20 protein-coding genes are annotated in these 24,873 nt (G+C 65.7%); 7 read left to right on the top strand and 13 right to left on the bottom strand.

The window, feature by feature from the left end; translation table 11 throughout:
- Window positions 1-55: 55 nt before the first annotated feature.
- Both ON44_RS03705 and purF read right to left on the bottom strand, forming a co-directional pair.
- Window positions 56-1,612 (bottom strand): ABC transporter substrate-binding protein, encoded by a 1,557-nt coding sequence (locus ON44_RS03705; RefSeq protein WP_051181467.1) that lies wholly within the window; start codon window positions 1,610-1,612, stop codon window positions 56-58.
- Between the two features lie 393 nt (window positions 1,613-2,005).
- Window positions 2,006-3,565: an amidophosphoribosyltransferase gene (purF, locus tag ON44_RS03700; RefSeq protein WP_051181476.1), complete on the bottom strand. Its 1,560-nt coding sequence runs from the start codon at window positions 3,563-3,565 to the stop codon at window positions 2,006-2,008.
- Between the two features lie 216 nt (window positions 3,566-3,781).
- Between purF and ON44_RS03695 the strand changes: the two genes are divergently transcribed.
- Window positions 3,782-5,035: a YhgE/Pip domain-containing protein gene (locus ON44_RS03695; RefSeq protein WP_040686382.1), complete on the top strand. Its 1,254-nt coding sequence runs from the start codon at window positions 3,782-3,784 to the stop codon at window positions 5,033-5,035.
- Between the two features lie 10 nt (window positions 5,036-5,045).
- Window positions 5,046-6,113, top strand: coding sequence for an acyl-CoA dehydrogenase family protein (locus ON44_RS03690; RefSeq protein ID WP_245566997.1), 1,068 nt, complete (start codon window positions 5,046-5,048; stop codon window positions 6,111-6,113).
- Window positions 6,114-6,283: 170 nt separating this feature from the next.
- Here ON44_RS03690 and ON44_RS03685 read toward each other — a convergent pair whose 3' ends face one another.
- The 3 genes from ON44_RS03685 to ON44_RS03675 form a co-directional block, all read right to left on the bottom strand.
- A complete protein-coding gene (locus tag ON44_RS03685) occupies window positions 6,284-6,646 on the bottom strand; it encodes a sterol carrier family protein (RefSeq protein WP_040686367.1) in 363 nt (120 codons plus the stop codon).
- Window positions 6,647-7,057: 411 nt separating this feature from the next.
- On the bottom strand, window positions 7,058-7,711 hold the full coding sequence (locus tag ON44_RS03680; protein WP_040686366.1) for a CPBP family intramembrane glutamic endopeptidase: 654 nt from the start codon (window positions 7,709-7,711) through the stop codon (window positions 7,058-7,060).
- Window positions 7,708-9,456: an alpha/beta hydrolase gene (locus ON44_RS03675; protein ID WP_040686365.1), complete on the bottom strand. Its 1,749-nt coding sequence runs from the start codon at window positions 9,454-9,456 to the stop codon at window positions 7,708-7,710. The genes ON44_RS03680 and ON44_RS03675 overlap by 4 nt, the downstream gene beginning before the upstream one ends.
- Before the next feature lie 300 nt (window positions 9,457-9,756).
- On the opposite strand from ON44_RS03675, the gene ON44_RS03665 reads away from it, so the two are divergent.
- Entirely contained in the window at window positions 9,757-10,047 is a 291-nt protein-coding gene (locus ON44_RS03665) for a YiaA/YiaB family inner membrane protein (RefSeq protein ID WP_040686363.1), read from the top strand.
- A gap of 57 nt (window positions 10,048-10,104) precedes the next feature.
- On the opposite strand, the gene ON44_RS03660 is transcribed toward ON44_RS03665, so the two are convergent.
- On the bottom strand, window positions 10,105-11,883 hold the full coding sequence (locus ON44_RS03660; protein ID WP_051181464.1) for an alpha/beta hydrolase: 1,779 nt from the start codon (window positions 11,881-11,883) through the stop codon (window positions 10,105-10,107).
- Window positions 11,880-14,174, bottom strand: a complete 2,295-nt coding sequence (purL, locus tag ON44_RS03655; RefSeq protein ID WP_040686362.1) for a phosphoribosylformylglycinamidine synthase subunit PurL — start codon at window positions 14,172-14,174, stop codon at window positions 11,880-11,882. Before purL ends, ON44_RS03660 begins: the two co-directional genes overlap by 4 nt.
- A 177-nt stretch (window positions 14,175-14,351) precedes the next feature.
- On the opposite strand from purL, the gene ON44_RS03650 reads away from it, so the two are divergent.
- Entirely contained in the window at window positions 14,352-15,647 is a 1,296-nt protein-coding gene (locus ON44_RS03650) for a glycosyltransferase 87 family protein (protein WP_051181475.1), read from the top strand.
- Window positions 15,648-15,845: 198 nt separating this feature from the next.
- On the opposite strand, the gene ON44_RS03645 is transcribed toward ON44_RS03650, so the two are convergent.
- Window positions 15,846-17,144, bottom strand: a complete 1,299-nt coding sequence (locus ON44_RS03645) for a M18 family aminopeptidase (protein ID WP_040686361.1) — start codon at window positions 17,142-17,144, stop codon at window positions 15,846-15,848.
- Window positions 17,145-17,478: 334 nt separating this feature from the next.
- A complete protein-coding gene (locus ON44_RS03640) occupies window positions 17,479-17,904 on the bottom strand; it encodes a MarR family winged helix-turn-helix transcriptional regulator (protein ID WP_040686360.1) in 426 nt (141 codons plus the stop codon).
- Between the two features lie 49 nt (window positions 17,905-17,953).
- On the opposite strand from ON44_RS03640, the gene ON44_RS03635 reads away from it, so the two are divergent.
- Entirely contained in the window at window positions 17,954-19,030 is a 1,077-nt protein-coding gene (locus ON44_RS03635; RefSeq protein ID WP_051181463.1) for a substrate-binding domain-containing protein, read from the top strand.
- A gap of 62 nt (window positions 19,031-19,092) precedes the next feature.
- On the opposite strand, the gene purQ is transcribed toward ON44_RS03635, so the two are convergent.
- Together purQ and purS are read right to left on the bottom strand one after the other, a co-directional pair.
- A complete protein-coding gene (gene purQ / locus ON44_RS03630; protein ID WP_040686359.1) occupies window positions 19,093-19,770 on the bottom strand; it encodes a phosphoribosylformylglycinamidine synthase subunit PurQ in 678 nt (225 codons plus the stop codon).
- Window positions 19,771-19,846: 76 nt separating this feature from the next.
- Window positions 19,847-20,086 (bottom strand): phosphoribosylformylglycinamidine synthase subunit PurS, encoded by a 240-nt coding sequence (purS, locus tag ON44_RS03625; RefSeq protein WP_040686358.1) that lies wholly within the window; start codon window positions 20,084-20,086, stop codon window positions 19,847-19,849.
- A 95-nt stretch (window positions 20,087-20,181) separates the two neighbouring features.
- On the opposite strand from purS, the gene ON44_RS03620 reads away from it, so the two are divergent.
- A complete protein-coding gene (locus tag ON44_RS03620) occupies window positions 20,182-20,826 on the top strand; it encodes an MBL fold metallo-hydrolase (protein WP_040686357.1) in 645 nt (214 codons plus the stop codon).
- 73 nt (window positions 20,827-20,899) lie between these two features.
- Here ON44_RS03620 and ON44_RS03615 read toward each other — a convergent pair whose 3' ends face one another.
- Window positions 20,900-22,264 carry a dipeptidase gene (locus tag ON44_RS03615; RefSeq protein WP_040686356.1) on the bottom strand — a complete coding sequence of 455 codons (1,365 nt, stop codon included), beginning with the start codon at window positions 22,262-22,264 and terminating at the stop codon, window positions 20,900-20,902.
- A 228-nt stretch (window positions 22,265-22,492) separates the two neighbouring features.
- On the opposite strand from ON44_RS03615, the gene gad reads away from it, so the two are divergent.
- Window positions 22,493-23,905, top strand: coding sequence for a glutamate decarboxylase (gene gad, locus ON44_RS03605; RefSeq protein WP_040686354.1), 1,413 nt, complete (start codon window positions 22,493-22,495; stop codon window positions 23,903-23,905).
- Window positions 23,906-24,020: 115 nt separating this feature from the next.
- Here gad and ON44_RS03600 read toward each other — a convergent pair whose 3' ends face one another.
- Window positions 24,021-24,722: a DUF2334 domain-containing protein gene (locus ON44_RS03600; RefSeq protein WP_040686353.1), complete on the bottom strand. Its 702-nt coding sequence runs from the start codon at window positions 24,720-24,722 to the stop codon at window positions 24,021-24,023.
- Window positions 24,723-24,873 lie beyond the last annotated feature (151 nt).

The raw sequence follows: 24,873 nt of genomic DNA, 5'->3' as shown, positions 1-24,873 counted from the left end.
TCCGCTGCCTGCTTTTCAGCGGCGGCAACAGCGTCGGGCCCGGCTTCGCCCGATGTCACTTGCTCAGCACCGTGTACCGGAACTTGAAGGACGCGTCGAGTGTGTCCGACACACCGTTGACGCTCGGATTCGACACCGCGATCTGCTTACCGGACAGCAGCGGCAGGGTCGGCAGGTAGTTCTGCGCGAGATCCTTCTGCACGTCCTCGATCAGCTTGATGCGCTTGGTCTTGTCCTGCTCGGTCGTCTCCGCGGTGAGCTGCGAGTTGATCTTCGGCTCCTCGAAGTGCGACTGCAGGAAGTTGTTGGGGCCGAAGAACGGGGTCAGGTAGTCATCGGCGTCCGGGTAGTCCGGGAACCAGCCGAAGTGGTAGAGCGGGTAACCGTCGCGGGCCCGTTCCTTCTGGTAGGTAACCCATTCGGTGGATTGCAGATTCACCTTGAACAGCCCGGTCGACTCCAGTTGCGATTTGATCGCCGCATACTCCTCGGAGCTGCTCGAACCGTAGTGATCGGGGTTGTACTGCAGATTCAGTTCCACCGGTGTCGCGACGCCGGCGCCGGAGAGGAATTTCGCCGCCGCATCCTTATTGGGCTTGGCTCCATAGAGATCTTTCAGCGGCTCGGCCGCACCCGGCATACCTTGCGGCACATAGCCGTACGCGGGCTGATAGGTGTTCTTGTAGACACCCTCGGCCAGCGCGGGCCGGTCGATCGACGATGCGATGGCCTTGCGCACCGCCAGCTTCTGCTCCGGGGTACCGCCCGGCATGGTGTTCAAATTGAAGACGATGTAGCGCAGCTCGCCGCCGGGCCCGTCCGCCACCTTGACCTTGCTGTCCTTGCGCAGCGATTCGATATCGGTCGGCGTGAAGGATCGGTAGGCGACATCGAGCGCACCGCTCTGCAGATCGAGCTTCATATTGTCCGAGGTCGCGTAGTACTTGGTGGAGACCTGCGAGGTCTTCGGCGTGCCCAGGATGCCCTTGTAGTCCGGGAACGCCTTGTATTCGACCAGCTTGTTCTTGTCGTAGCTGGCGATCGTGTATGGGCCCGAGTAGCCCTTGGTTTTCACCACTTCCTCGTCCGGCAGCACTTTGTCGGCCGGGAAGACCTTCTCGTCCACGATCGGACCGGCCTGGGTCGGCAGAATCGCGGGGAAGGTCTGATCGTTGGCGACCTTCAACGTGAAGTTCACCGTCAGGTCATCGACGATCTCGGTTTTCTCGAGATTGCCCAGCAGCGAGGCGGGACCGTTCGGGTCATTGATGCCGAGCATGCGATCGAACGAGAACTTGACGCTCTTGGAGGTCAACGGGTTTCCGTTGGCGAATGTCAGCCCCGACTTCAGCTTGCATGTGTACACCGTCGGCGAGCTGAACTCGCACTTCTCCGCGGCGTCGGGCTTCGGTGTGGCATCGCCCGGCGCGAAATTCAGCAGATACGAATAGATCTGGGTTTCGACCAGCAGCGATCCGTTGTCGTATGCGGCCGCGGGATCGAGCGAAAAGATCTTGTCCGTGGTGCCTGCCACCAAACCGGCCCCGTCACCACCACCTCCGGTACGCCCCGAACCGCATCCCGCGATCGCGGAGACGGCCAGCGCCGCCATCCCGACCGCCGCGATTCGTCGCGTCCGGTTCCCTCGCCCAGGCTTCCTCGAAACCCTCATCATCAGGCCCCACTTCTCGAGCGCGCCACACCGCGTGTGCTGGATCACAGGACCGCGGTGGGCACGGTGAACTTCCGATATGTCGGGCACCGTACCCACGATCCATTTCTGGGATGTTGCGTTTTCAAAGAAAAATCACGAGGGTGTTAGCTGACGTTGCGCATCGTGCACAGGTAAGGCCGGATCACCGGACGAATGACCAGGTTCACTCCGAAATCGGTCTGGATGCGTCTCGAGTAGGCCACGGCACATCGGCGGACAGAGACTCGGGACTTGGTCCGAACAAGATCGAACCCCTCGGCTACTGCCGAGGGGTTCGTCGATCGTCTTTCGTCAGGGGCGGCTCAGCGCGCTCGCATTCGCGTTCTCACTCAACAGCATTGCCTCGGACTGGCCGGTGAGCATGCCCTCGAGCACGTTCTTGCCGATGGCCGCCTCGGTGGGCAGCGGAATCGGGTAATCGCCGTCGAAGCAGGCGCAGCACAGCCGCGAGCGCGGCTGCTCGGTGGCGGCGATCATGCCCTCGGTGGAGATGTAGCCGAGGGTGTCGGCGCCAATCGAGCGGCGCACCGCTTCCACCATGTCGTCGTAACTGTCATCCGCACCCGCGCCATTGGCGATCAACTCCGCGCGCGAGGCGAAATCGATGCCGTAGAAGCACGGCCACTTCACCGGCGGCGAGGCGATCCGCACGTGGATCTCCAGCGCCCCCGCCTCGCGCAGCATCCGGATCAACGCGCGCTGCGTATTGCCGCGCACGATGGAGTCGTCCACCACAATGAGCCGCTTACCGCGGATCACCTCGCGCAGCGGATTCAGCTTGAGTCGGATACCGAGCTGACGGATGGTCTGACTCGGCTGGATGAAGGTGCGCCCGACGTAGGCGTTCTTCATCAGGCCCTGTCCGTATGGCACACCCGAGCCCTGCGCGTAACCGACCGCGGCGGGGGTACCGGACTCCGGCACCGGAATCACCAGGTCGGCCTCGACCGGATGTTCCTTGGCCAGGCGACGGCCGATCTCCACCCGGGTGGCGTGCACCGAGCGACCGGAGATGGTGCTGTCCGGCCGGGCCAGGTAGACGTATTCGAAAACGCAGCCCTTGGGCTCGGGATTGGCGAAGCGCATGGACCGCACACCATCGGCGTCGATCGCCAGCAGTTCGCCCGGCTCGATCTCCCGGACAAAGGCGGCGCCGACGATATCCAGCGCGGCGGTCTCACTGGCTACGACCCAGCCACGGTCGAGCCGGCCGAGGCACAGCGGACGAACACCGTGCGGATCGCGCGCGGCGTAGAGGGTGTGCTCGTCCATGAAGGTCAGACAGAACGCGCCCTTCAGCATCGGCAGCAGCTTCATCGCGGCCTGCTCGATGCTCGAATCCGCGGCGGCGTGCGCGAGCAGCGCGGTCATCACATCCGAGTCGGAGGTGGCGGTGATCGGCGCGGGACGACCACCGGAGACCGGGGGCATACCGATCAGCCCGAGTTCGCGTGCGCGCGCGCTCAATTCGGCGGTGTTGACCAGATTTCCGTTGTGGCCCAACGCAAGTCCGGAACCGACCGACGTGGTGCGGAAGATCGGCTGCGCATTCTCCCAGGTGGTGGAGCCGGTGGTGGAGTAGCGACAGTGGCCGATGGCGATATGACCCGGCATCGCGGCCAGGGTCTGCTCATCGAATACCTGGCTGACCAGGCCCAGATCCTTGAAGACCAGAATTTGTGAGCCGTCGGAGACGGCGATGCCCGCGGCCTCCTGGCCGCGGTGTTGCAGCGCATACAAGCCGTAGTACGTGAGCTTGGCCACGTCCTCGCTCGGCGCCCAGACTCCGAACACACCACACTCTTCGCGTGGTTCGTTCTCGACCTGATCGGGGGTAGTTTCGACCGGCATTTCGGCGTTGGTCACCGTTTGCTCCCTGTTCGGGCGGGCTGGGGGCAATGGCCATTCTACGGGTGAATGATGCGCCGCGATCACCGCCACCGGGTAGGCACAGCAATCGCGGAGCGACGCTGCCGTTTTTCCGCGCGGCACGGTGTTACCGTGCCTGCCGTGACGACTTCGGACAGTGCGCGCACCCGTGGGTCGGATACACGGTTGACCGCGCGCATGTGGCTGGTCCCGATCGCGGTACTCACGCTGTTCATGGCGTTGCTCGGCACGATGTATCTGGATTACGTCGTCGATCCGGAGCAGAACCTGCACGACTTCCCGATCGCATTGGTGAACCAGGATGTCGGCGATACGGTCGGCGGGCAGCAGGTGAATTTCGGCACACAGATCACCGATGCGCTGCGGCAGGGCATTCCGGCGGACAAGGTCGATCTGCAGGTGCTCGGCATCAACGACGCCGAGCTGAAGATGCAGTCCGGTGCGGTGTACGGCGCGATCCTTATTCCCAGCGATTTCAGTAAGCGCCTCGGCATTCTCGGCGTGGGCAGTGTGCTGCCCGGTGATATCCAGCGCCCGACGCTGACGCTGCAGACGAATCCGCGCAGTGGTGCGTTCGTCACCAATATCGTCACGACCATCGGCACCCAGGCGCTGGCCCAGGTGAACGAGCAGGTCGGTAAGAAGCTGACCGATCAGGTGAATGCGCAGTTGACGCCGCCGAGCGGCGGGGCAGCGCCCGAGTTGACGGGTGCGACGCGGGTGGCGCTCGCGGATCCGGTGCACATCGTCATCTCGCCGTTCCGTCCGCTGCCGTCCGGCACCGGACAGGGTTTGACGGCGTTCTTCTACGCGCTGCTACTTCTGCTCGCCGGACTGGTCGGCTCGATGACCATCCACACCATGATCGATGCCGCGCTCGGATTCGTGCCCACCGAATACGGGCCGTGGTACGTGCATTTTCCGGCCACTCCGATCTCGCGGTTCAATACGCTGCTGATCAAATGGGGTGTGATGGTGATCACCGCGAATATCGTCGCGGGCGTATTCCTCGGTGTGGCCGGCCTGCTCGATATGCCGATCGATCATCCGCTCACACTGTTTCTCTATAGCGCGTTGGCCATCATGGCGGTCGGGATCACCGGGTTGTCCATCCTCGCAGCGGTCGGTTCGGCGGGTTTGCTGATCAACCTGATCCTGTTCATCATTCTCGGGCTGCCCTCCTCGGGCGGCACCGTGCCGATCGAGGCGACGCCGAAATATCTGGGCTGGCTGGCGAAATTCGAGCCGATGCACCAGGTGTTCGTCGGTGTGCGCGCAATTCTCTACTTCGACGCGAACTTCCCGGCGGGGTTGTCACGCGGGGTGTGGATGGCGGTGCTCGGGCTCTCGATCGGGCTGATACTCGGCACCTTCATCACCCGGTACTACGACTACAGGGGCCTGCATCGGCGCGATCTGTCCCGCGGCTGAGGCAAGCCTCGTGGCGACTGCGACCGGATTCGCGGCATGCACCAAGATGGGTGTTGTGAATTCGTGGATCGAACACGCGCGCTATCTGGCCGATGAGATATTCGCACCACAGGCCGACGCGGTCGACCGCACCGGCGAAATTCCCGGCACCCATTTCGACCTGCTCGCCGAGTACGGGTTCTACGGCGCGACGATGGCCGATGATATGGATATCGCCACCTTCACCCAGGCCGGTGAGATCCTGGTCGCCGGATGTCTGACGACCACCTTCGTCTGGGCGCAGCATCTCGGGGTCGCGCGACGGGTCGCCACGTCACCGAATCTCGTACTGCGCGAACGACTTACCGAGGATCTGCGGCGCGGACGGGTGCGTGCGGGTGTGAGCTACGCGGGCGCGAACGACCAACCCGGCTTGATCGCGCGCCGCGTCGACGGTGGGTATGTCCTCGACGGCACCGCGCCGTTCGTCACCGGGTGGGGTCTGGTGGACATTCTCGGCGTGATGGCGCGCGATGCGGACGACGAGGGATCATTGATCAGCGTGGTGGTGCCCGCCGAACCGAGCCCCGCGGTACATGCCACCCCGCTCCCGCTCATCGCCGCCGACGCGAGCAAGACCGTGACACTCACCTTCGACGGCGTCCAGGTGCCCGATTCCGCTGTGGACAACCGGATTTCGCTGCGCAGCTTCAACGCCTCCTTCATCCTGGCCGCCTGGCGCAACGGCGCGCTCGCTCTCGGCATCGTGCGGCGCTGCCTCGACGAACTCACGCAGCTCGGCATCGACACCACCGCTTCGGCCGCCGAAGCCGCCCGCATCCGAACCGAACTCGACGATGCGCTCACCGGCCAGTCGGATGTCTACCTGGCTCGCGCCCGCGCCTCCGAACTGGCGGTGCGCGCGGCGTCGGCACTGGTCACCGCCGTCGGAAGCGGGGCAGTCACCCGCGGCAACCTCGCCGAGCGCTCAGTACGCGAAGCGACGTTCACGCTGGTCTTCGGCTCGCGGCCGGCCATCAAGTCCGCGCTACTCGACCAGTTGATCCGCCCAGACCACGCGGTAGCCCGATTCGACTGACGTCGAAAGCCATTGGGGTTGATCAGCCGACGCCCTCCCCCGCTTTCGGGTTCGGTCCGACCATCAAGATGGCCCTGCGGCGTTAGCGAGAATTCGTACCCGATCGGGGGTTCGGCTCCTCGGGTCCCGGCAGGAACGCAGATCCGGGTACACGGTGCGGATTCCGGGTGTCAGTCCGCGACAGGGCGGGCGATGGGGAGCCAATGGGCGACTTCGGCGGCTCGACTGCCGGAGGCGGTCACTGTGCCGTTCGCCACCGCGGTCTCGAAGTCGAGGAAGCCGGTGGCGAGTAGAAGCCAGGTGCGTGGGTCGGTTTCGACGACATTCGGTGGTGTGCCCCGGGTGTGCCGTGGGCCCTCGATGCACTGCACTGCCACGAAAGGTGGGACGCGGACCTCGACGGAATGGCCGGGTGCGGAGGCGGCGAGGGTACGGACGGTGGTGCGGACCGCGGCCGCGAGTTCGGACCTGGCGGGTGCCGATGTCGAGTCGTCGCGCAGCCAGGTGCTGACTGCTTCGACCGCCGCTCGCATTTCCGCTGGATCCACCGTTCCTCGTCCTGCCACGGTGCCGAGATTACTGCTGGGCTCCGACAATGCTGATGGAGCGGTCGGTTGGATCCGGTCCCGCATCTGGGGCGCATTCTGTCGGCAGCCGCACTGCCGTGGCGTGCGGAAGATGTGCCGATCAGCTGTTGCGCGCCGGGGCCGAGTCGAGCGGGCAGCTGCATCGAGCACAAGCCGACATGCGAGTCAGCTGCACCGAGCACGAACCGAAGCGGAAGTCAGCTGCTTCGAGCTCGAGCCGAGGCGGGAGTCACTTGCACCGAACACGAACCGACGCGGAAGTCAGCTGCTTCGGGCACGAACCGACGCAGCGGTCAGTCGCACCGAACACAAGCCGACGCGGCGGTCAGCCACACCGAACACAAGCCGATGCGGCAGTCAGTTGCTTCGGCCACGAACCGAGGCGAACCGGGCGGCGATTCGCGGCGCAAGCGCACCTCCGGCGTTCATGGCGAAGTGCAGCAGAGCGGGGGCTGTGGCACTGTCGGTGCGGCGGCGCAGCAGGTCGAATAGGAGGCCACCGGCTGCGGTCGCGGCAATCGATGCCGGAACGCTGTCACCCGCAGCGCGTGCGGGATAGATGTGCCAGAGGCCGAACGTAGCTGCTCCGATCAACACACCGCCTCCGGGTCCGAACTCGTTGTCCAGCAACGGGTTCAGTGTGGCACGGAAGATGAGTTCCTCGCTGTAGACGGTGCCGATCGGGATATGTACCGCGACCCACTCACCTAGCGGGACGTCCGGAGCCCGGTCGGCGAACCCACCGAGACGATCACGCAGCGCCGGAATGGCAACGGCCGCACCATAACCGGCGGCGACCACGCTCGCCGAGGCGAGTCCGTAACCGAGCCCTCGCACGGACAACCAGTTCGGCCGGCCGCGAAATACCAGTGCGTAGCCAGTCGCGAATCCGGCATTGGCTGCGGTGCGGCCGCGCAGATCCAGCCTCGAGCGCGGCAATAGCCAATTGCTCCATGCCAATGGAATACCAACGGCGACAGCAGTTTTCGCAACGCGTCCGATAAACGTCATTTGATCTCGCGCTCGTAGTCCTCGGCGGCCTCGATCTGGGCCCGGATCTTGTCGGACTGTTCCACGGTCCAATCCGGCGGTGCCGCCACGGCGATCCAGCCGTCCAATACCAGACTGCCGTACCGGTGCCCGTGCCCGTCGGTGACGCCCTGCGCATTGGACAGGTCACACGAGACCTGCCAGAACGTGACGAACGGCCACCAGCGCATCTGCGATGACACATCGGAGCCGCGCGGTTCGGAGAGCCAATCCGGTTGGGAGAAAATCAGATCCGAGGACCACCAGACGATCGGGTCGGAGGCGTGCTGCAGATAGGCGATGCGCGGAGCCCGCCATTCGGTGGTCGGACGCGCGAGATCGGCACTGTCGGAGGCGAATCGGACCACCAGGCCGTCGGCGTACAGCGGTTCGACCTCGCGCGATCCGGGATCACGTCGCGAAACGAACTGCTCCCACAATCGATTCGAATTCGGTGGCCCGACCCACAGCGCACCGTCGACCTTGGAGCGCAGATCGGCGAGTCCGTCGAAGGCCGCCTCCGAGCCCTGCGAGCCCAGACTCTCGCCGTACACGAGCAGCTTCGGCCGCGCCCCCTCGGGCCGCGCCGACCAATGCTGGTAGACCGCGTCGAACAGCTGCTTACCCGCATCCGATGCCTTGCCGCGGTCCGCGAGGAAGGACAGCACACTGGGCAGATACGAATACTGCGAGGCCACGATGGCGGAATCGCCGCCGTACATGTACTCGATGGCGCCGGCCGCCATGGAATTCACCCATCCGGTCCCGGTCGTGGTGACCACCACCAGCACCTTCCGGTCGAAGGCGCCGGTGCGCTCCAGTTCGGAGACCGCCAGCTCAGCCCGCGCCTCGCCGCTCTGCGCAGACTCCAGACCCACATAGGCGCGGATCGGCTCGCGCGCGGGCTTCCCGGTGACCGAGGTGATCCGGGCCGCGGAGGGACCGTGCGAGACGAACCAGCGGCCCTCGAATCCGAGCGAATCCCACTTCGCCAGCGAGGCCGGACTGCCCGAGCGCTCCGGCTGCAGCGGCTGCACCGCATTCGGCGAGGTGTGATCGTTCTGCACGCTGAACGCCGAGTTGGCCACCGCGAAGAAGGCGCGTGAGGCGACGCCGTTGAACACCGTGACGGTCAGCACCACCAGAACCAGGAATCCGGCCGATGGCGCCAGCTCGCGCGGCACTCGCACCCAGCGGTTGAGCTGGCGGGCCAGGAATCGAATGATCTCGCGCAACGTCCGATATACCGCGACCACCCCGGTCCCCACCGCGATACTGAGCAATCCCGTGCGCAGATACGCGGGGGTGGTGGTGCCCTCCATGCCCATCAGCGCGGTGATCTCGCGCTGCCAGCGGGCCGACTGCACCAGCATGAAGGCCGCGGTGACGGCGGCGGTGAGCAGGATCGCGGACTTCACCGCATAGCGCACCCAGGTCGGCGGCGAAATCCGGTCGCGCAGCAGCTTGGCCAGCCGCGGCCGGACCCAGAGCCGGAACAGCCACTCCAACAGGCAGCCGAGGCCGTAGCCGAGCGCGGCATTGATGCCGCTGATCAGGCCCTGGAACAGCCAGTCGCGCGGCACCAGCGACGGCGTCACCGAAAGTGCGAAGAAGATCGTCGCGAAGACCAGCCCGACATAGTTCAGATCGATGATGTCCTCGGCACGCCGCACGACCATGACGCCGCGCGCACGCAGCTTCGTCAGGGTGGTCGAGGTTTCGAGCATCGGTCAGCGCGACGGCGCGATGCCCGGATCGTGGCGGTTCGGATCGGGCACGGGCGTCGACAGGTCCGTAGCGATCATCACCCGAACAGTATGCGGGTGCACTCGGGTCGACGGGTGTGTCGCCCACAGCGCCACGCGGTATTGCCGACACAGATCACACGGCCGCTCCACCGACTCAGCCGACTCGATTCGCGAATCATCCAGCGGCACTGTCACTTACCGCGACGTCCGGCAATCACCCAACGCGCTCGAGTAGTTGTACGCGGTTGCGCAGCGCGCCGAATCAGCAGACTTCATGCCATGACCAATCCCAACGCCCGGCCGAAGACCTCTTCGGCCTTCCTCGCGCAAGCCGCGATCGCGTTCGGCGTCAGCTTCTTCGGGACCGGCGTCGGCATCTTCTACCTGCCTCTCGATATCGCACAGCGCGGCTTCCTCGGCATGTCCGTGCTGTTTCTGGTGTCGAGCGCCTTCACCCTGGCGAAGGTCGTTCGCGACCAACAGGAATCGGCGAGCATCAGCCGCCGCTTGGACGAGGCGCGGATGGAAAAGCTGATGGCGGAGCACGACCCGTTCAAATCCGTCGCCTGACGGCGCGCACCTGGGCGAGTCCGGCAACGAGGGGTTCGGGCCCGCCCAGGTGGGTGCTTATTTCAGCTGGTGCTCACGGGCCGAGGAGATGGCCAGATAGTTCCGGATCCGATCCGCCAGATCGGCCGACCAGTCCGGCGGCTGCGCGATCGCGGCCCACGCATCCAATACCAGGTTGCCGTAGTTGTGCCCGTGTCCGTCGCTGACGCTCTGCGCTCGGGGCAGATCCGCGGCGACCTGCCAGAACGTGACGATCGGATACCACGCCATCCGCGACGACACATCGGGACCGCGCGGTTCGCGCAGCCAATCCGGTTCGCTGAACAGCAGATCCGCCGACCACCAGACCACGGGATCGGAGGCGTGCTGCAGATAGGCGATGCGCGGCGGCAGCCAATTGTCCCCAGGCTTCCACAGGTCGGCGCGGCTGTCGGAGAAACGCACCACCAGTCCGTCGGCATAGGTCGGCAGGGTCTCCGGTGTGCCCGGATCACGGCGGGCGGTGAATTCACTCCACAGCCGGTTGGAATTCGGCGGTCCGACCCACAGCACGCCGTCGGTCTTCGAACGGATGTCGGCCAGGCCGGTGAAAGCACCTTCGGAGCCCTGGGATCCCAGGCTCTCGCCGTAGACGAGCAGCTTGGGCCGCGCTTCCTTCGGCCGGGCCGACCAGTGCTCATAAACCTTGTCGAAGACCAGCTTTCCCATCTGGGTGGCCTTGTCCTTATCGGATAGGAACGACAGCACACTCGGCAGATAGGAGTACTGGGTCGCGGCAATCGCGGTGTCACCGTCGTACATCAGCTCGATGGATTCGGCGCTGGACGAATCGACCCAGCCGGTGCCCGTCGTCGTCACGACGACCAGCACCTTGCGCTCGAATGCCTTAGTGCGCTCCAACTCCGCCGCGACCAATTCGGCCTGTGCTTCCGGCCCGTCGGCCGATTCCAATCCGGCGTAGACCCGAATAGGTTCGCGCGCCGGCTTTCCGGTGACCTGGCTGATATCGGCGGCAGTCGGCACGAAGGAGACGAACCAGCGGCCCTCGGAACCGAGCGTGTCCCAGGCCGCCAGCGAATTCGGACTGCCGGAGCGTTCCGGCAACTGTGGCTGTACGGCATTCGGTGAGGTGTGGCTATTGCGCACGCTGAACGCCGAATTCGCCACGTCGAAGAAAACTTTGGTGAGCACGCCATTGAACAGCAGCACTGCCGCGACGACCACGATGAGCACACCGGTCGGCACGGCCAATTGGCGCGGAAAGTGGGCGCGCTTGATCAGCTCGAATGCGATCGAACGGACAAGCCGCCGCAATGTCCGGAAAACCGCGATGACGATCGCGCCGACCAGCGCGCTCATTGCGCCGGTGCGCAGGAAGCCGGAAGTCGTCGTGGGTTCCATGCCCATGAGCGCGGTGATTTCGCGCTGCCAGCGGGCCGATTCGACCAGCAGGAAAACGGCGACGCCGAGACAGGTGAGCACAATCGTGGTCTTGACCGCACCTGACAGCCACTTCGGCCGCTTCGCCCACGCCCGCGTGACCGTAGGCGGCAACTGAGCGACCTTGCGGCGCAACGGTTTCCGCAACCACTTGCGGTAAACCCAGTCGAACAGACAGCCGACGCCGTAGCCGATGGCCGCATTGATCCCACTGACCAGCCCCTCGAACAGCCAATCCCGTGGCAGCAGTGAGGGTGTCAGCGACCAGCCGAAGAACACCGTGGCCACGATGAGGCCGACGTAATTCGGATGGAAGAAACGCTCGACGGCGCCGACAAGCGTGCCGACGCCCCCGCGTAGGACTGCCGAGACTTCACCAGCCTCCGGCGCGCTCAAACGGCACTGGCCCCGAACAGCTTCGGCAGCGTGCCCTCGTGCGCCTCGCGCAGGTCGGCCAGAGTAATCGAGAACTGGCCCTGCACCTCGACGGAATCCGAACCCTGATCGACCACACCGATGCGCACCCACGGCAATTCGCGCGCGGTGCACATCTTGGTGAAGCGGGTCTCCTCCGAGCGCGGCACCGCGACGAGCACCCGGCCCGCCGATTCGGAGAACAGCTGCACGAACGGATCCGAACCCTCGGGAAGCAGGATGCGGCAACCGGTTTCGCCGGCCAGCGCGGCCTCGACCACGGTCTGGATCAGACCGCCCTCGGAAAGGTCGTGCGCCGCACTGATCATGCCGTCGCGCGAACCCGATGTCAGCACCTCCGCGAGCAGCTGCTCGCGGGCGAAGTCGACCTTGGGCGGCACACCGCCGAGATGATCGTGGGTTACCTGCGACCAGATCGAGCCGCCGAATTCGTCGGCGGTCTCGCCGAGCAGGATCAGCGTCTCGCCCGGCTCCAGCCCGAGTCCGGTCGGGATGCGCCGGTGCACATCGTCGATGACGCCGAGCACGCCGACCACCGGGGTCGGCAGGATGGCGTCCTGACCGGTCTGGTTGTAGAAGCTGACATTGCCGCCGGTGACCGGAATGCCGAGGGCCACACAGCCGTCCGCGAGACCGCGCACCGCCTGCTGGAACTGCCACATGACGCCCGGATCCTCCGGAGAGCCGAAGTTGAGGCAGTTGGTGACGGCCTTCGGCGTCGCGCCGGTGGTGGCCACATTGCGGTAGGCCTCGGCCAGCGCGAGCTGCGCGCCGGTGTAGGGGTCGAGCTTGGTGTAGCGGCCGGACGCGTCGGTGGCGAGCGCAATGCCGCGGCCGGTCTCCTCGTCGATCCGGATGACACCCGCGTCGGCATTTTCGGCGAGCACGGTATTGCCGCGGACGTAGCGGTCGTACTGCTCGGTGATCCACCGGCGGCTGCACAGCTGCGGGCTGGCGACCATCTGCAATACGGTGGCGCGCAATTCGTCCGGAGTCTTCGGCCGGGGCAGCGTGTCCGGAGTGTCGGCGATGAGCGCGTCCTGGAAATCCGGTCGCTGCACCGGGCGCTCGTACACCGGGCCCTGATGTGCGACGGTGCGCGGCGGCACATCGACAACGGTCTCGCCGTGCCAGCTGATCACCAGCCGGTCGCCCTCGGTGACCTCACCGATGACCGTGGCCAGCACATCCCACTTGTGGCAGACGGCCATGAACGCGTCCACATTCTCCGGCATGACCACCGCGCACATGCGCTCCTGCGATTCGCTGGAGAGCACCTCGGCCGGGGTCATCCCCTTGGCGCGCAGCGGCACTTTGGTCAGGTCGATATGCATGCCGCCGTCGCCTGCGGCCGCGAGTTCGGAAGTGGCACAGGACAATCCGGCGCCACCGAGGTCCTGGATGCCGACCACCAGCTTGGCCGCGTACAGCTCGAGACAGCACTCGATGAGCACCTTCTCGGCGAACGGGTCGCCGACCTGGACGCTCGGCAGCTTCTTGCGGCCGGTACCGGATTCGTCACCGGAGAAGGTGTCCGAGGCCAGCACCGAAACACCGCCGATGCCGTCGAGGCCGGTGCGCGCGCCGAACAGAATGATCTTGTTGCCCGCGCCGGAGGCGAAGGCCAGATGCAGATCCTCGACCCGCATGACACCCGCGCACAGCGCGTTGACCAGTGGATTTCCTTGGTAGGAGGCATCGAAAACGGTCTCGCCGCCGACATTCGGCAGGCCGAGCGAGTTGCCGTAGCCGCCGACACCGCGCACCACACCGTCGACCACGCGCCGGGTGTCGGCCGCGTCCGCCGCACCGAAGCGCAGCTGATCCATTACCGCGATGGGCCGCGCGCCCATGGCCATGATGTCGCGCACGATGCCGCCGACACCGGTGGCCGCACCCTGATACGGCTCCACATAGGAGGGGTGGTTGTGGCTCTCCACCTTGAAAGTGACCGCCCAGCCCTCGCCGATATCGACGACGCCCGCGTTCTCACCGATGCCGGCGAGCATCGCGGACTTCATCTCGTCGGTGGTGGTCTCGCCGAAGTAGCGCAGATGCACCTTCGAGGACTTGTAGGAGCAGTGCTCGCTCCACATCACCGAATACATCGCCAGTTCGGCGTCGGTCGGCCGACGGCCGAGGATTTCCTTGATCCGCGCGTACTCGTCGTCCTTGAGACCGAGCTCCTTGTACGGCTGCGGGGCGTCGGGAGTTGCTGCGGCTGCGCTGACGGTGTCGACCTGCGGAGTCACGGAGTACCAGGGTCCTTTCGGGCCGGAGCGCGAAGCTGGGGATTCGCCATGAAGTTTAGCCGTGGCCCTCGATGGGCGACCGGTCGCATCGACCGGTCTTCCGGATCGCCGGTTTTCGGGCGTGGATGCCTCGGGTCGGCACACATCGCGGGAGCTCGCAACCGCTACTCTTTGGCGGTGAACGATCGATCGGGGGTTGCGGATCCGGCCGAGCAGCCCGTCACCACGCAGGACATCCGGCTCGAAGCCGACTCGGACATCTCGCCGCGATTCTCATTGTCGAACCCGCAGGTGCGCTGGCTGCTGATCGCCGTGGCGATGTTCGCCGTGTCGGCCATCGTCTCGCTGGTGGTGCACTGGTGGAACGGATATATCGATCTCCAGGTCTATCGCAACGGTGCGCGTGTGTGGCTCGACGACGGCGAGTTGTACGGACCGATGCCTCCGGTCGAGGGAATCGGACTGCCGTTCACCTATCCCCCGCTGGCCGCCCTGTTCTTCGCACCGCTCGCGCTGATGCCGCTGCCGCTGGCCGAGGTGCTGGTGACCGCCACCTCGGTGCTCAGCCTCGGCATCACGCTCTGGCTGGTGCTCGCGCGGCTGCGCCCGACCCTCGAGCGGCGGACCGTGCTGGCGCTGGTCATCGGTATGGTCGCGGTGGCGCAGACGTCCGAACCGATCCGGGCCACCTTCGGCTTCGGCCAGATCAATCTGGTCCTGATGGCCGCGGTCGCCATGGATTGTCTTGTCCGCAAACCGTTCTGGCCGCGCGGCATGCTCATCGGCATCGCGGTCTCGGTGAAATTGATTCCGGCCGGATATCTGCTGTACTTCCTGCTACGCCGGGATTGGAAGGCGGCGGGCACGCTGATCGTCTCCGCGATCGTCGCGGTCGGACTCGGATTTCTGCTGTTCCCGAGCGATTCGGCCGAATACTGGTTCCACACCCTGGCCGATACCGGCCGCATCGGCCCGCCGTATTTCGCGGGCAATCAGTCGATCAAGGGCATGGCCTTCCGCCTCGGCGTCTCCGATTCCCTGGCCACCCTGATCTGGATCACACTGTCGCTCATCGCGATTGCCCTCGCGGCGGTATGGATGCGCCGACTGCTCGAAGCGGGCCAGCAGGTTGCCGCACTGATGGTCAACGCTGCCGCGGTGTTGCTGGTGTCGCCGGTTTCCTGGTCACACCACTGGGTTTGGATCGCCCCGGCCATCCTGGTCGCCGCCGACGCCATCGCCCGCGGCACCCGCAACCGCTGGTTCATCGGCACCGTCGCCGCCTGCACCGTCCTGTTCATGATCGGCCCCCAATGGCTCCTGCCGCATTCGAAGGACCTGGAACTCGGCTGGGCCTGGTGGCAGCAGATCATCGGCAGCAGTTACGTTCTCGCCACCTTGGCGATATTCGTGGTCGCCGTCATCACCAACCACCCGACCAAAACCCCCGAGACATCCAGCGCCGCAGTTTGATCGGCGGTCGCCCGCTCCGCCTGCACGGACGGGCCTGCTGCCGAAGTCGCGGTTGGCGCCGGACCTGCCACGGCCTACTTCGATGCTCAGGACCCACTCGAGAGTGTCGCAGCACAACTCGCCGATCTGCGAGCCATACCGGCTCGGCGAGTTCGGTGAGCGCCCATGAGGAATACGGGCTGCGGAGTTCCGCAGCACCTACCGGTCGAGCAGTGTAGGTGTGAGGAAGGCGGCCAAGGCGGCGGCGTAGGCCGAAACATCTGCCGCGCCCATGATTTCGCGGGCCGAATGCATTGCCAGTTGCGCGGCGCCGACATCGACGGTGGGCATGCCGGTGCGAGCGGCGGTCATCGGGCCGATGGTGGAGCCGCAGGGCAGATCGGCTCGGTGCACGTAGCGCTGTAGCGGGACCTCGGCCTGGGCGCAGGCCAGGGCGAAGGCACCCGCACCTGCCGCATCCGTTGCGTAGCGCAGATTCTGGTTGACCTTGAGCACCGGACCGCCGTTGACCTCGATGCGGTGTGCGGGCTCATGCCGGTCCGGGTAGTTGGGATGCGTCGCATGCGCCATATCGCCGGAGGCGCAGACGGATCCGGCCAGCGCGGCCAGGTATTCGGCGCGGCCACCGCCGCGTGCGAGCACGATGCGCTCGAGCACCGTCGGCAGCAGATCGGACTGCGCGCCGCGATCGGACTGACTGCCGACCTCCTCGTGATCGAACATCGCCAAAACCGGAATGGCCGCACCGGGTTCCGCGATCGCCGCGAGGAAGGCGTGCAATCCGGCGTAGCACGTGCCCTGGTTGTCCAGGCGCGGCGCGCTCACCAGATCGCGGTCGCGACCCACCAACCGGCTCGGTGCCAGATCGTGGGTCATCAGCTCCCAGCCGAGCACCGCGTGCGGATCGACCTCGGCATATTCGGCGACGAATTCGAGGAACGATCGCGGCTGCGCACCCAGACCCCAGATCGCATTGACGTGCCGCTGCGGGTCCAGGGTGACCCCCCGGCGGTCCTCCGACAGGTGGATGGCCAGCTGCGGCACCCGCAGAATCGGATCATCGATGCGAACCAGCTGGTCGCGCACCGCATTTCCGTCGCGCACGCTGAGTCGCCCGGAAATGCCGAGTTCCCGGTCCAGCCACGAATTCAGCCAGGCACCGCCGTAGGGCTCCAACCCGACCAGCTGCCATCCCACCGCTGCCAGATCCGGATACTGCTTCACCCGCAGATTCGGACTGTCGGTATGCGCACCGACCACCCGGAACGGCGTCACACCGGCGGAATCGGCTGTCGCCCACGCGACCAGCGAACCGCCGCGCACGACGTAATGGCGGCTCGGCCCATCCGATGGCCACGGCGCCGACTCCGCGAGCGGGGTGAAGCCGTGGGCGTCCAGTTCCCGCGCGACCGTCCGGCATACGTGGAACGGCGACGGTGAATCGTCGATGAAGGCGCACAACCCGGCGGCCGTGGCAGCGGTAGAGGAAACGGGCATGCCTGCGATCCTAGGCAGACCCCCAGCAGACCTCAGGACCCGATCGGCTCGATCCCGACCAAATCCCGCACCTGCGACAACGAGTTCCGCGCCCTTCAGCGCGCAATCGAGCCACACCTCCGGGCAGTCGCTATCCCCTCCGATGACCAGCGGGAGCCGAATTCGTCACCACACCGATGTCGGATATCGGGTCATCTCGCAGCTCGCCAAAATGCTTCAATTTTGAACATAACCGAATGAATGGTAATTCACGCTCACACCTTCGAAACCGAACGTTCGGGACGTTTATCGGAATAATTCATCCGATGATTAAGGTTACCCTTGCCGAAATGGGCTACCCGGCGGAAACGAGTTCGAGCAAACGCATAAGCTCGGCATAACGCCGCACACCAATGCGCGAACGCAACTCCTGCTCCGCGCGCTCCTCCTCGGCGCTTACCGCGTCGACCAGATCCGAACCGAGCCTGCTCAGGCCGATCAGGATGCGGCGGCGGTCGTCCTCGGCGGCCACCCGGAAGATCAGGCCGCGTTCGGCGAGGGCATCGGCATGCCTGGTCGCTGATGACGGCGGTAGCTGTGACCTGGCCGCGAGCTCACTCATGGTGATCCCGAACTCGGTGGACAGATTCGACAGCATCGACCATTGATCGGCTGTTAGTTGCCTGGCGCACAGGGCGGCGTCGAGGTGATCCAGCCAACGCCGTTCCGCGGCACGCAGCGCACCATGCAGCGTGGAATATCCACTTACAATGGTCGTCATTATTTCCTGCCTGCCATGAATTTCGCTCGAACGAGAAGAAGAGTACCGAATGTCAGCGTTCGGCGAGAGCCCAGACGGCACGATCGAGATACTGAACATAGTTCCGATGCAGGGACCGGGCGGTATCGTCGCGGCATCCTGCGATGCCGCGATTTCCCTTGCGGTCAACGAAATCAATGCCGGCGCCGGATTCCTCGGCCGTGAAATTCGTACCACGAATATCGATGGTGGCCGGAATCCGCGCGAGGTCGCCGAGGAGGTTTCGGCGCTGCTCGCCACCGGAATGGTGCACGCGATCACCGGCTGGCACACCTCGGCGGTGCGACTAGCGGTAGCGCGCGCCAATGCCAGTCGAGTGCCCTACCTTTTCGCCACCGGACACGAGGGCCTCACCAATGAGCTACCCGGAGTGCTGATGCTCGGGGAACATCCGGCAGGCCAGACCCTGCCCGCCGTGCACTGGCTGGAACGCGAACACGGTGTGCGCCGCTGGGCGATCATCGGCAACGACTACATCTGGCCGCGCGAATCGGCCAAAGCGGTACGGCGCAGCCTGACCGATCCGAGCGCCATCGTGCTGGAGCGATTCGTCCCGCTCGGCGCACCGGACTTCGGGGAATTCCTCAACAATCCCGCATTGGACCAGGCCGACGCCGTCATCATCCTGATGGTCGGCGCGGATGTCTCCCGCTTCAATCGGCAGTTCGCCGCGACCGGACGCGCCGACACACTGCTGCGCATCAGCCCGGCCGCCGACGAGAATGTGTTGCTGACCGGCGGCCCCGAGGCCAACCACAACTTCTACGTGGCATCGAGCTTCTTCGTCGACCCACGCAGCGACGACGGCCGCGACCGGCTGACTCGCTACCGCCGACTACACGGCACCTTCGCACCCGCACTGACCAGCTTCAGCAATATGAGCTACGAGGCGATCCACACCCTGCGCGCGATCGGCGAGACGGTCGGCGCACTGGACGTACCCGACGTGCACGCGGCCCTCGATCAGGGTGTGCAACTCGAAACCCCTGGCGGTTCCCGAAGATTCATCGGAAACCAGGCCCAACAGCACGGCTATATCGCGCTGGCCGACGGCGTCGATTTCGACATCCTCGCCCGGATCACTTGAGTTGGGTGACTTACCGCGAGACACAAGGGGCCGCGAACACGCCGCGCCGCAGGCGCGGCCAACTACACAGCGACCAGAGTGTCGAGTACCGAGAGGAACAGCCCGAGGCCGTCGTCGCTCGGACCGGTCAGTGGCTCGGTGGCGTGTTCCGGATGCGGCATCAGGCCGACGATCCGGCCATCGGCCGAGGCGATGCCCGCGATATCGCGCTGGGAGCCGTTCGGATTGTCGCCGGCATAGCGGAAGACCACCCGACCCTCGCCCTCGAGTTCGTCGAGTACCCGCTCGGAGGCCTGGTAGCGACCCTCGGCGTTCTTGACCGGGATGAGGATCTGGGCACCGGGCTCGAAGCGCGAGGTCCATGCGGTATTCGCGGTTTCGACGCGCAGCCATTCGTCACGGCAGACGAAGTGCAGACCCTCGTTGCGGGTCAGCGCACCGGGCAGCAGACCGGCCTCGCACAGCACCTGGAAACCGTTGCAGATGCCGAGAATCGGCAGACCCCGACCCGCGGCCTTGACGACCTCACCCATTACCGGGGCGAACCGGGCGATGGCACCGGCGCGCAGGTAGTCACCGTAGGAGAAGCCGCCGGGCACGACCACCGCGTCGACCTGCTTCAGATCGGCATCGGCATGCCAGAGGCTGACCGCCTCGGCACCAGCAAGCTTGACCGCCCGCGCCGCGTCGACATCATCGAGCGTCCCGGGAAAGGTAATGACCCCGATTCGCGCGGTCATGACTGCGCCTCGCTGGCGCTCGGCTCCGTCATGCCCGCGAAGGCGGCTGTGTTTTCGATTCGCTCGCTACGCTCGCTCATGCTGAAACCCGCACGACCTTCCAGTCCTCGATCACGGTGTTGGCGAGCAGCGCCTCGGCGATCTGTTCGAGCTCCGCGTCGCTGACACTGTCGTCGACATCGAGTTCGAATCGCTTGCCCTGCCGTACATCCGACACTCCGGCGAATCCCAGGCGCGGGAGCGCGCCGGCGATGGCCTGACCCTGCGGATCCAGGATCTCGGCCTTCGGCATCACCTCGACCACGACTCGTGCCACGCGTTGCTCCTCAGGTGGTGTTGGGGTTACCTGAGCAGCGTAGTTGTCCAGGTTGTCCGAGCTGCGGTCGGGGTCGAGTCAAATAGCATGGCCCCATGCGCATAGCCCACTTCGGCCACTCCTGCATCCTCGTCGAATTGCACGGCAAGAAGGTGCTGTTCGATCCGGGCACCTTCTCACACGGATTCGAGGGCATTACCGGCCTGGACGCCATCGCCGTCACCCACCAGCATCCCGACCATATCGATCCGAGCCGGATCGAGGTGCTACTCGACCACAACCCGAATGCGCGCCTGTTCAGCGACCCCCAGACCGCACAGCAGCGCGGTGAACCGTGGGAGCCGGTGCACGCGGGCAATGTGATCACCCTCGGCGACCTCCAGATCACCGGAGGCGGCGGCAGGCATGCGGTGATCCACCCCGAGATCCCGGTGATCGACAACACCGTCTTCCAACTCGGCACCCCGGACGATCCCGCCCAACTCGTGCACCCCGGCGACTCGCTCTGGGTGCCACCGGTACCGGTCGGCGTCCTCGCCATCCCGGCATCCGCACCGTGGATGCGCATCAGCGAGGCCGTCGACTACCTGCGCGCGGTCGCCCCCCGCACCGCCTTCCCCATCCACTTCGGCATCATCCAACCCGAAGCCCAGGGCATCTACTTCGGTCGCCTGGCCGAAATGGGCCCCGCCGCCACAGAATTCACCGTCATCTCCCCCGAGACCCAGCGCGACCTCTGACTCTCGGAATGTTGATCACCATGTATCCCCGGTGGCAAACGGGATACATGGTGATCAGGTGTCCAGCACCCTCTCAGCGGACCTGTTCGGCGTAGGTGCTGAGGAAGAGTGCCTCCGCGAGGGCCATATGTTCGATTTCGGAGGGGTCGACGCTTTCGTTGGGGGCGTGGATGAGGCATTTGGGTTCTTCGACGCCAAGCAGCATGATCTCGGCGTGCGGGTAGGTATCTGCGAAGACGTTGCACAGCGGGATCGAGCCACCCTGGCCCTGTGTGGTGGTCGCGCGGCCGTATGAGGCGGTGAGTGCGGCTTCCATGGCGGTGCGCGCGGGGCCGCCGCTGGCCGATCGGAACGGTGCGCCGGTCGCCTCGGTTTCCACGGTGATCTTTGCGCGCCACGGCGTATGCGCCCGCAGGTGCGCGGTCAGCAGTTCCAGCGCCTGGTCGGGATCGGTGCCCGGCGGAATGCGCAGGTTGAGCCGGGCTCGCGCGGCAGGCTGGATGGCCATCGCCGAGCCGACCACCTTCGGTGCGTCGATGCCGACCACCGTCAAAGCCGGTCGCGCCCAGAGCATATCGGCGACGGTGCCGTCACCGACGAGTTCGACGCCGCCGAGTACGCCTGCGTCCGCGCGGAATTGGTCCTCCGAGTACTGCACGCCGGTCCAGCGCTGATCATTGGGCAGTCCGGCCACCGTAGTGTTGCCGTGTTCGTCGCGCAGGGAGGCGAGCAGGTAGACGAGCGCGGCGAGCGCATCGGGTGCGGGACCGCCGAACATGCCGGAATGCATTGGCCCTGCGAGGGTTTCGATGGTGACGACAACGTTCACACTGCCGCGCAGGGTCTCGGTCAAGGTCGGCACACCGATCGCGACATTGCCGCAGTCGCCGATCAGAATCGCATCCGCGCGCAACAGCTCCGGATTGGCCTCGACGAATTGTTCGAGTCCGCCGGTGCCCTGCTCCTCGGAACCCTCCGCGACCAGCGTCACGCCGAGTGGCAACTCCGCGCCGAGGGCCCGCAGCGCGGTCAGGTGCATCACGATATTGCCCTTGCAGTCCGCGCTGCCGCGCCCGTACCAGCGGCCGTCCTTCTCGGTCAGCTCCCAGACCGGGGTGCGCCAGGCATCGTCGTCGAGCGGCGGCTGCACGTCGTAGTGGGAGTAGAGCAATACTGTCGGCGCGCCGTTCGGCGCGGGACGCGAGGCGATGACGGCCTTACTGCCATCGGGAGTTTCGTGCAGACCGACCTTCGTCAGACCCGCACCGGCGAACGCGTCGGCCACCCACTGCGCGGTCCGGTCGCACTCCTCCAGCGGGAACTGTCGCGGATCGGCCACCGACTTGAACGAAACCAGTTGGGTGAGATCGGTTTTCGCCTGCGGCATCAGCGCGGCCACCCGCTGGCGCAGCGCCGCGATGTGGGAGTCGTCGATCATCTGCGAAACCTCATTTCAGATCCGATCCAGCACACGGAAGCGGCCGCATGCCGCACGCCCACTCTGGCAGAACCGCTCGGTGCATACGAAGAAATCAGCCGACCGATCGGTCTGTGTCGTCCGGATCGGAACACCGAAAATCCGGTCGCCGCTGTGACATGCTGAAGCGTCGACGCTGGTTGCCACTGTTTCGCAAACATCACGCGATCCATATTCGGAGGCGGTTCGATGACAGAAGGACTGGAGCCCGACGACCTATTCGCCCTGCCGGGCCTGCGCCGTTCGGCGCCGAAGGCCGGATTTCCGATGAACGAGTTGATCCCGCAGGTCGCCTACGAGATCGTGCACGACGAGCTGATGCTCGACGGCGTCTCCCGGATGAATCTGGCGACCTTCTGCACCACCTGGGTGGACGACCAGGCGCGCAGGCTGATGAACGAATGCCTTGACAAGAACATCGTCGACAAGGACGAATACCCGCAGACCGCCGAATTGGAGCGGCGGTGTGTGCGGATGGTCGCCGATCTGTGGCATGCGCCGGATCCGGGAGGCACGCACGGCACCTCCACCACCGGCTCGAGTGAGGCCGCGATGCTCGGCGGTCTGGCCGCCAAATTCCGCTGGCGCAAGGGTGGCGGCACCGGAACCCCGAATTTCGTCTGCGGCCCGGTGCAGGTGTGCTGGGAAAAGTTCGCGCGCTATTTCGATGTGGAAATACGGCAGATTCCGCTGCGCGGGGACCGGCTGACCATGCGTCCCGACGACGTATCCGCCTACTGCGACGACAACACCATGATGGTGGTGCCGACCTTCGGGCAGACCTACACCGGCCTGTTCGAGGATGTCGCCGAGATAAGCAAGGCGCTGGACCGGCTGCAGGAGGTCAGCAGCCTGGATATCCCCATCCATGTCGACGCCGCCAGCGGCGGATTCCTCGCGCCGTTCACCGCACCGGATCTGATCTGGGATTTCCGGCTACCGCGGGTCAAATCGATCAATGCCTCCGGCCACAAGACCGGGCTCGCGCCACTCGGCTCGGGCTGGGCGATCTGGCGCGAGGCCGCCGATCTGCCCGAGGAGCTGATCTTCAATGTGGACTACCTGGGCGGCAGCATGGCCACCTTCAATCTCAACTTCTCCCGCCCCGGCGGGCAGGTGATCACCTCGTACTACGAATTCATCCGGCTCGGCCACACCGGATACGCCCGCCTGCAGTCCCAGCTCTACCACGTCGCCCAGCATCTGGCCGATGGCCTGCTGAAATTGGGTCCGTTCGAGATGATCCACGACGGCAATCCGCATCGGGGCATCGCGGCGGTGTCGTGGCGGCTGACGGAGGATGTCGGATTCAATCTCTACGAACTATCGGATCGGCTGCGGACGAGGGGGTGGCTGATCGCCGCGTATCCGTTGCCCGCCGACCGCGAGAACGAGACGATCATGCGCGCACTGGTCCGGCACGGATTCAGCATCGATATGGCCGACCTACTGCTCGCCGATATCGCGCGCGGTATGGCGCAACTGGATAAGCATCCACACACCAAACCGCTCACCCGAGAGGAAGCGGGCGGATTCACGCATAACGCGACCGCGGCCGTGCCGAGCAGAAAAGCGAAACCCGTCCGGCGCAGCACCGAATAACGCTGGTGGAGAGTCGATTACGCCGCGCGCCGCCGCCCGGTCACGCCATTACGGGCGGCGGCGCCTCGTGCGGGCGGTGCCGACCACACCCCTGCACGGCTTCCGGCGGACCCGATCAGGCCGCCTTGACGGCGGCGAACGGCTCCCAGCGGTACACGTCGCTGGCCGCGCCGTGGAACAAAGCGAGATCGACCGCGTCGAGCATCGCCTGCCGCGGACCGGAACGGCCGAGCTGAGCGGCGGAAACGGCCAGCCGCAGCACACCGCCGCGACGCGCGGTCCTGGCCGCACCGAGCACCAGCGCACGACACCACCAGGGCTCGGTGCGGAAACCCTCGCCCATGCCGTAGACGCGTGCCTTCTGGGCGATATTGCGCTCGAGATCGAGAATCGAGGTCAGCCCGAGCGCGAGCCGGAAACCGGCCTCGGGCAGCGCCTCGATGGCGCCCGCCGAGGCATCCCAGCGCGGCGGCGCGAACAGCCGGGTGCGCAGTTCCACCTGCTCGAGCACCCGATCCGCCGCGGTCAGCCGCAGGCGCGCCTCGTGCCGGGGCAGTGTGGCGAATTCGGCTCGGCGGCGCTTGGTCGCCGCCTGGTCGTAGCCGTGCAGCACGATCGCATCGCCCCGGGCCCGCCGACCGCGCAGCCACGACTGCGTCGCCGGATCTTCCACCAGCCGGTAGCTACCCTTCAACCGGGGCGCGACCAGCAGCGAAAGCCGCACATCGCGGCGATCCATTTCGGCCGCGAATTCGATAGCCGCGTCCCGCGTGGTGTCCCGGATCCCGGAAATCGACACGATCAGCTCAGCGTTCATGGCCTTACGGTGCCAGCCGCAGATGTACTCGGCGTGCAGGGCGGATGACCCGCCGACGAACACTGCGCCACACCCGCGGCACCTCTCCCCTAGGATGTCCGGCGTGAAGACAGCCCTGCTCAGCGCTCTGTCAGTTCCACTCCTCCTCATC

Source organism: Nocardia vinacea NBRC 16497, assembly GCF_000308835.1.
GTDB classification, from domain to species: domain Bacteria; phylum Actinomycetota; class Actinomycetes; order Mycobacteriales; family Mycobacteriaceae; genus Nocardia; species Nocardia vinacea.
Note: the sequence above shows the minus strand (reverse complement) of the source record. Positions and strands in the feature narration are given on the sequence as shown.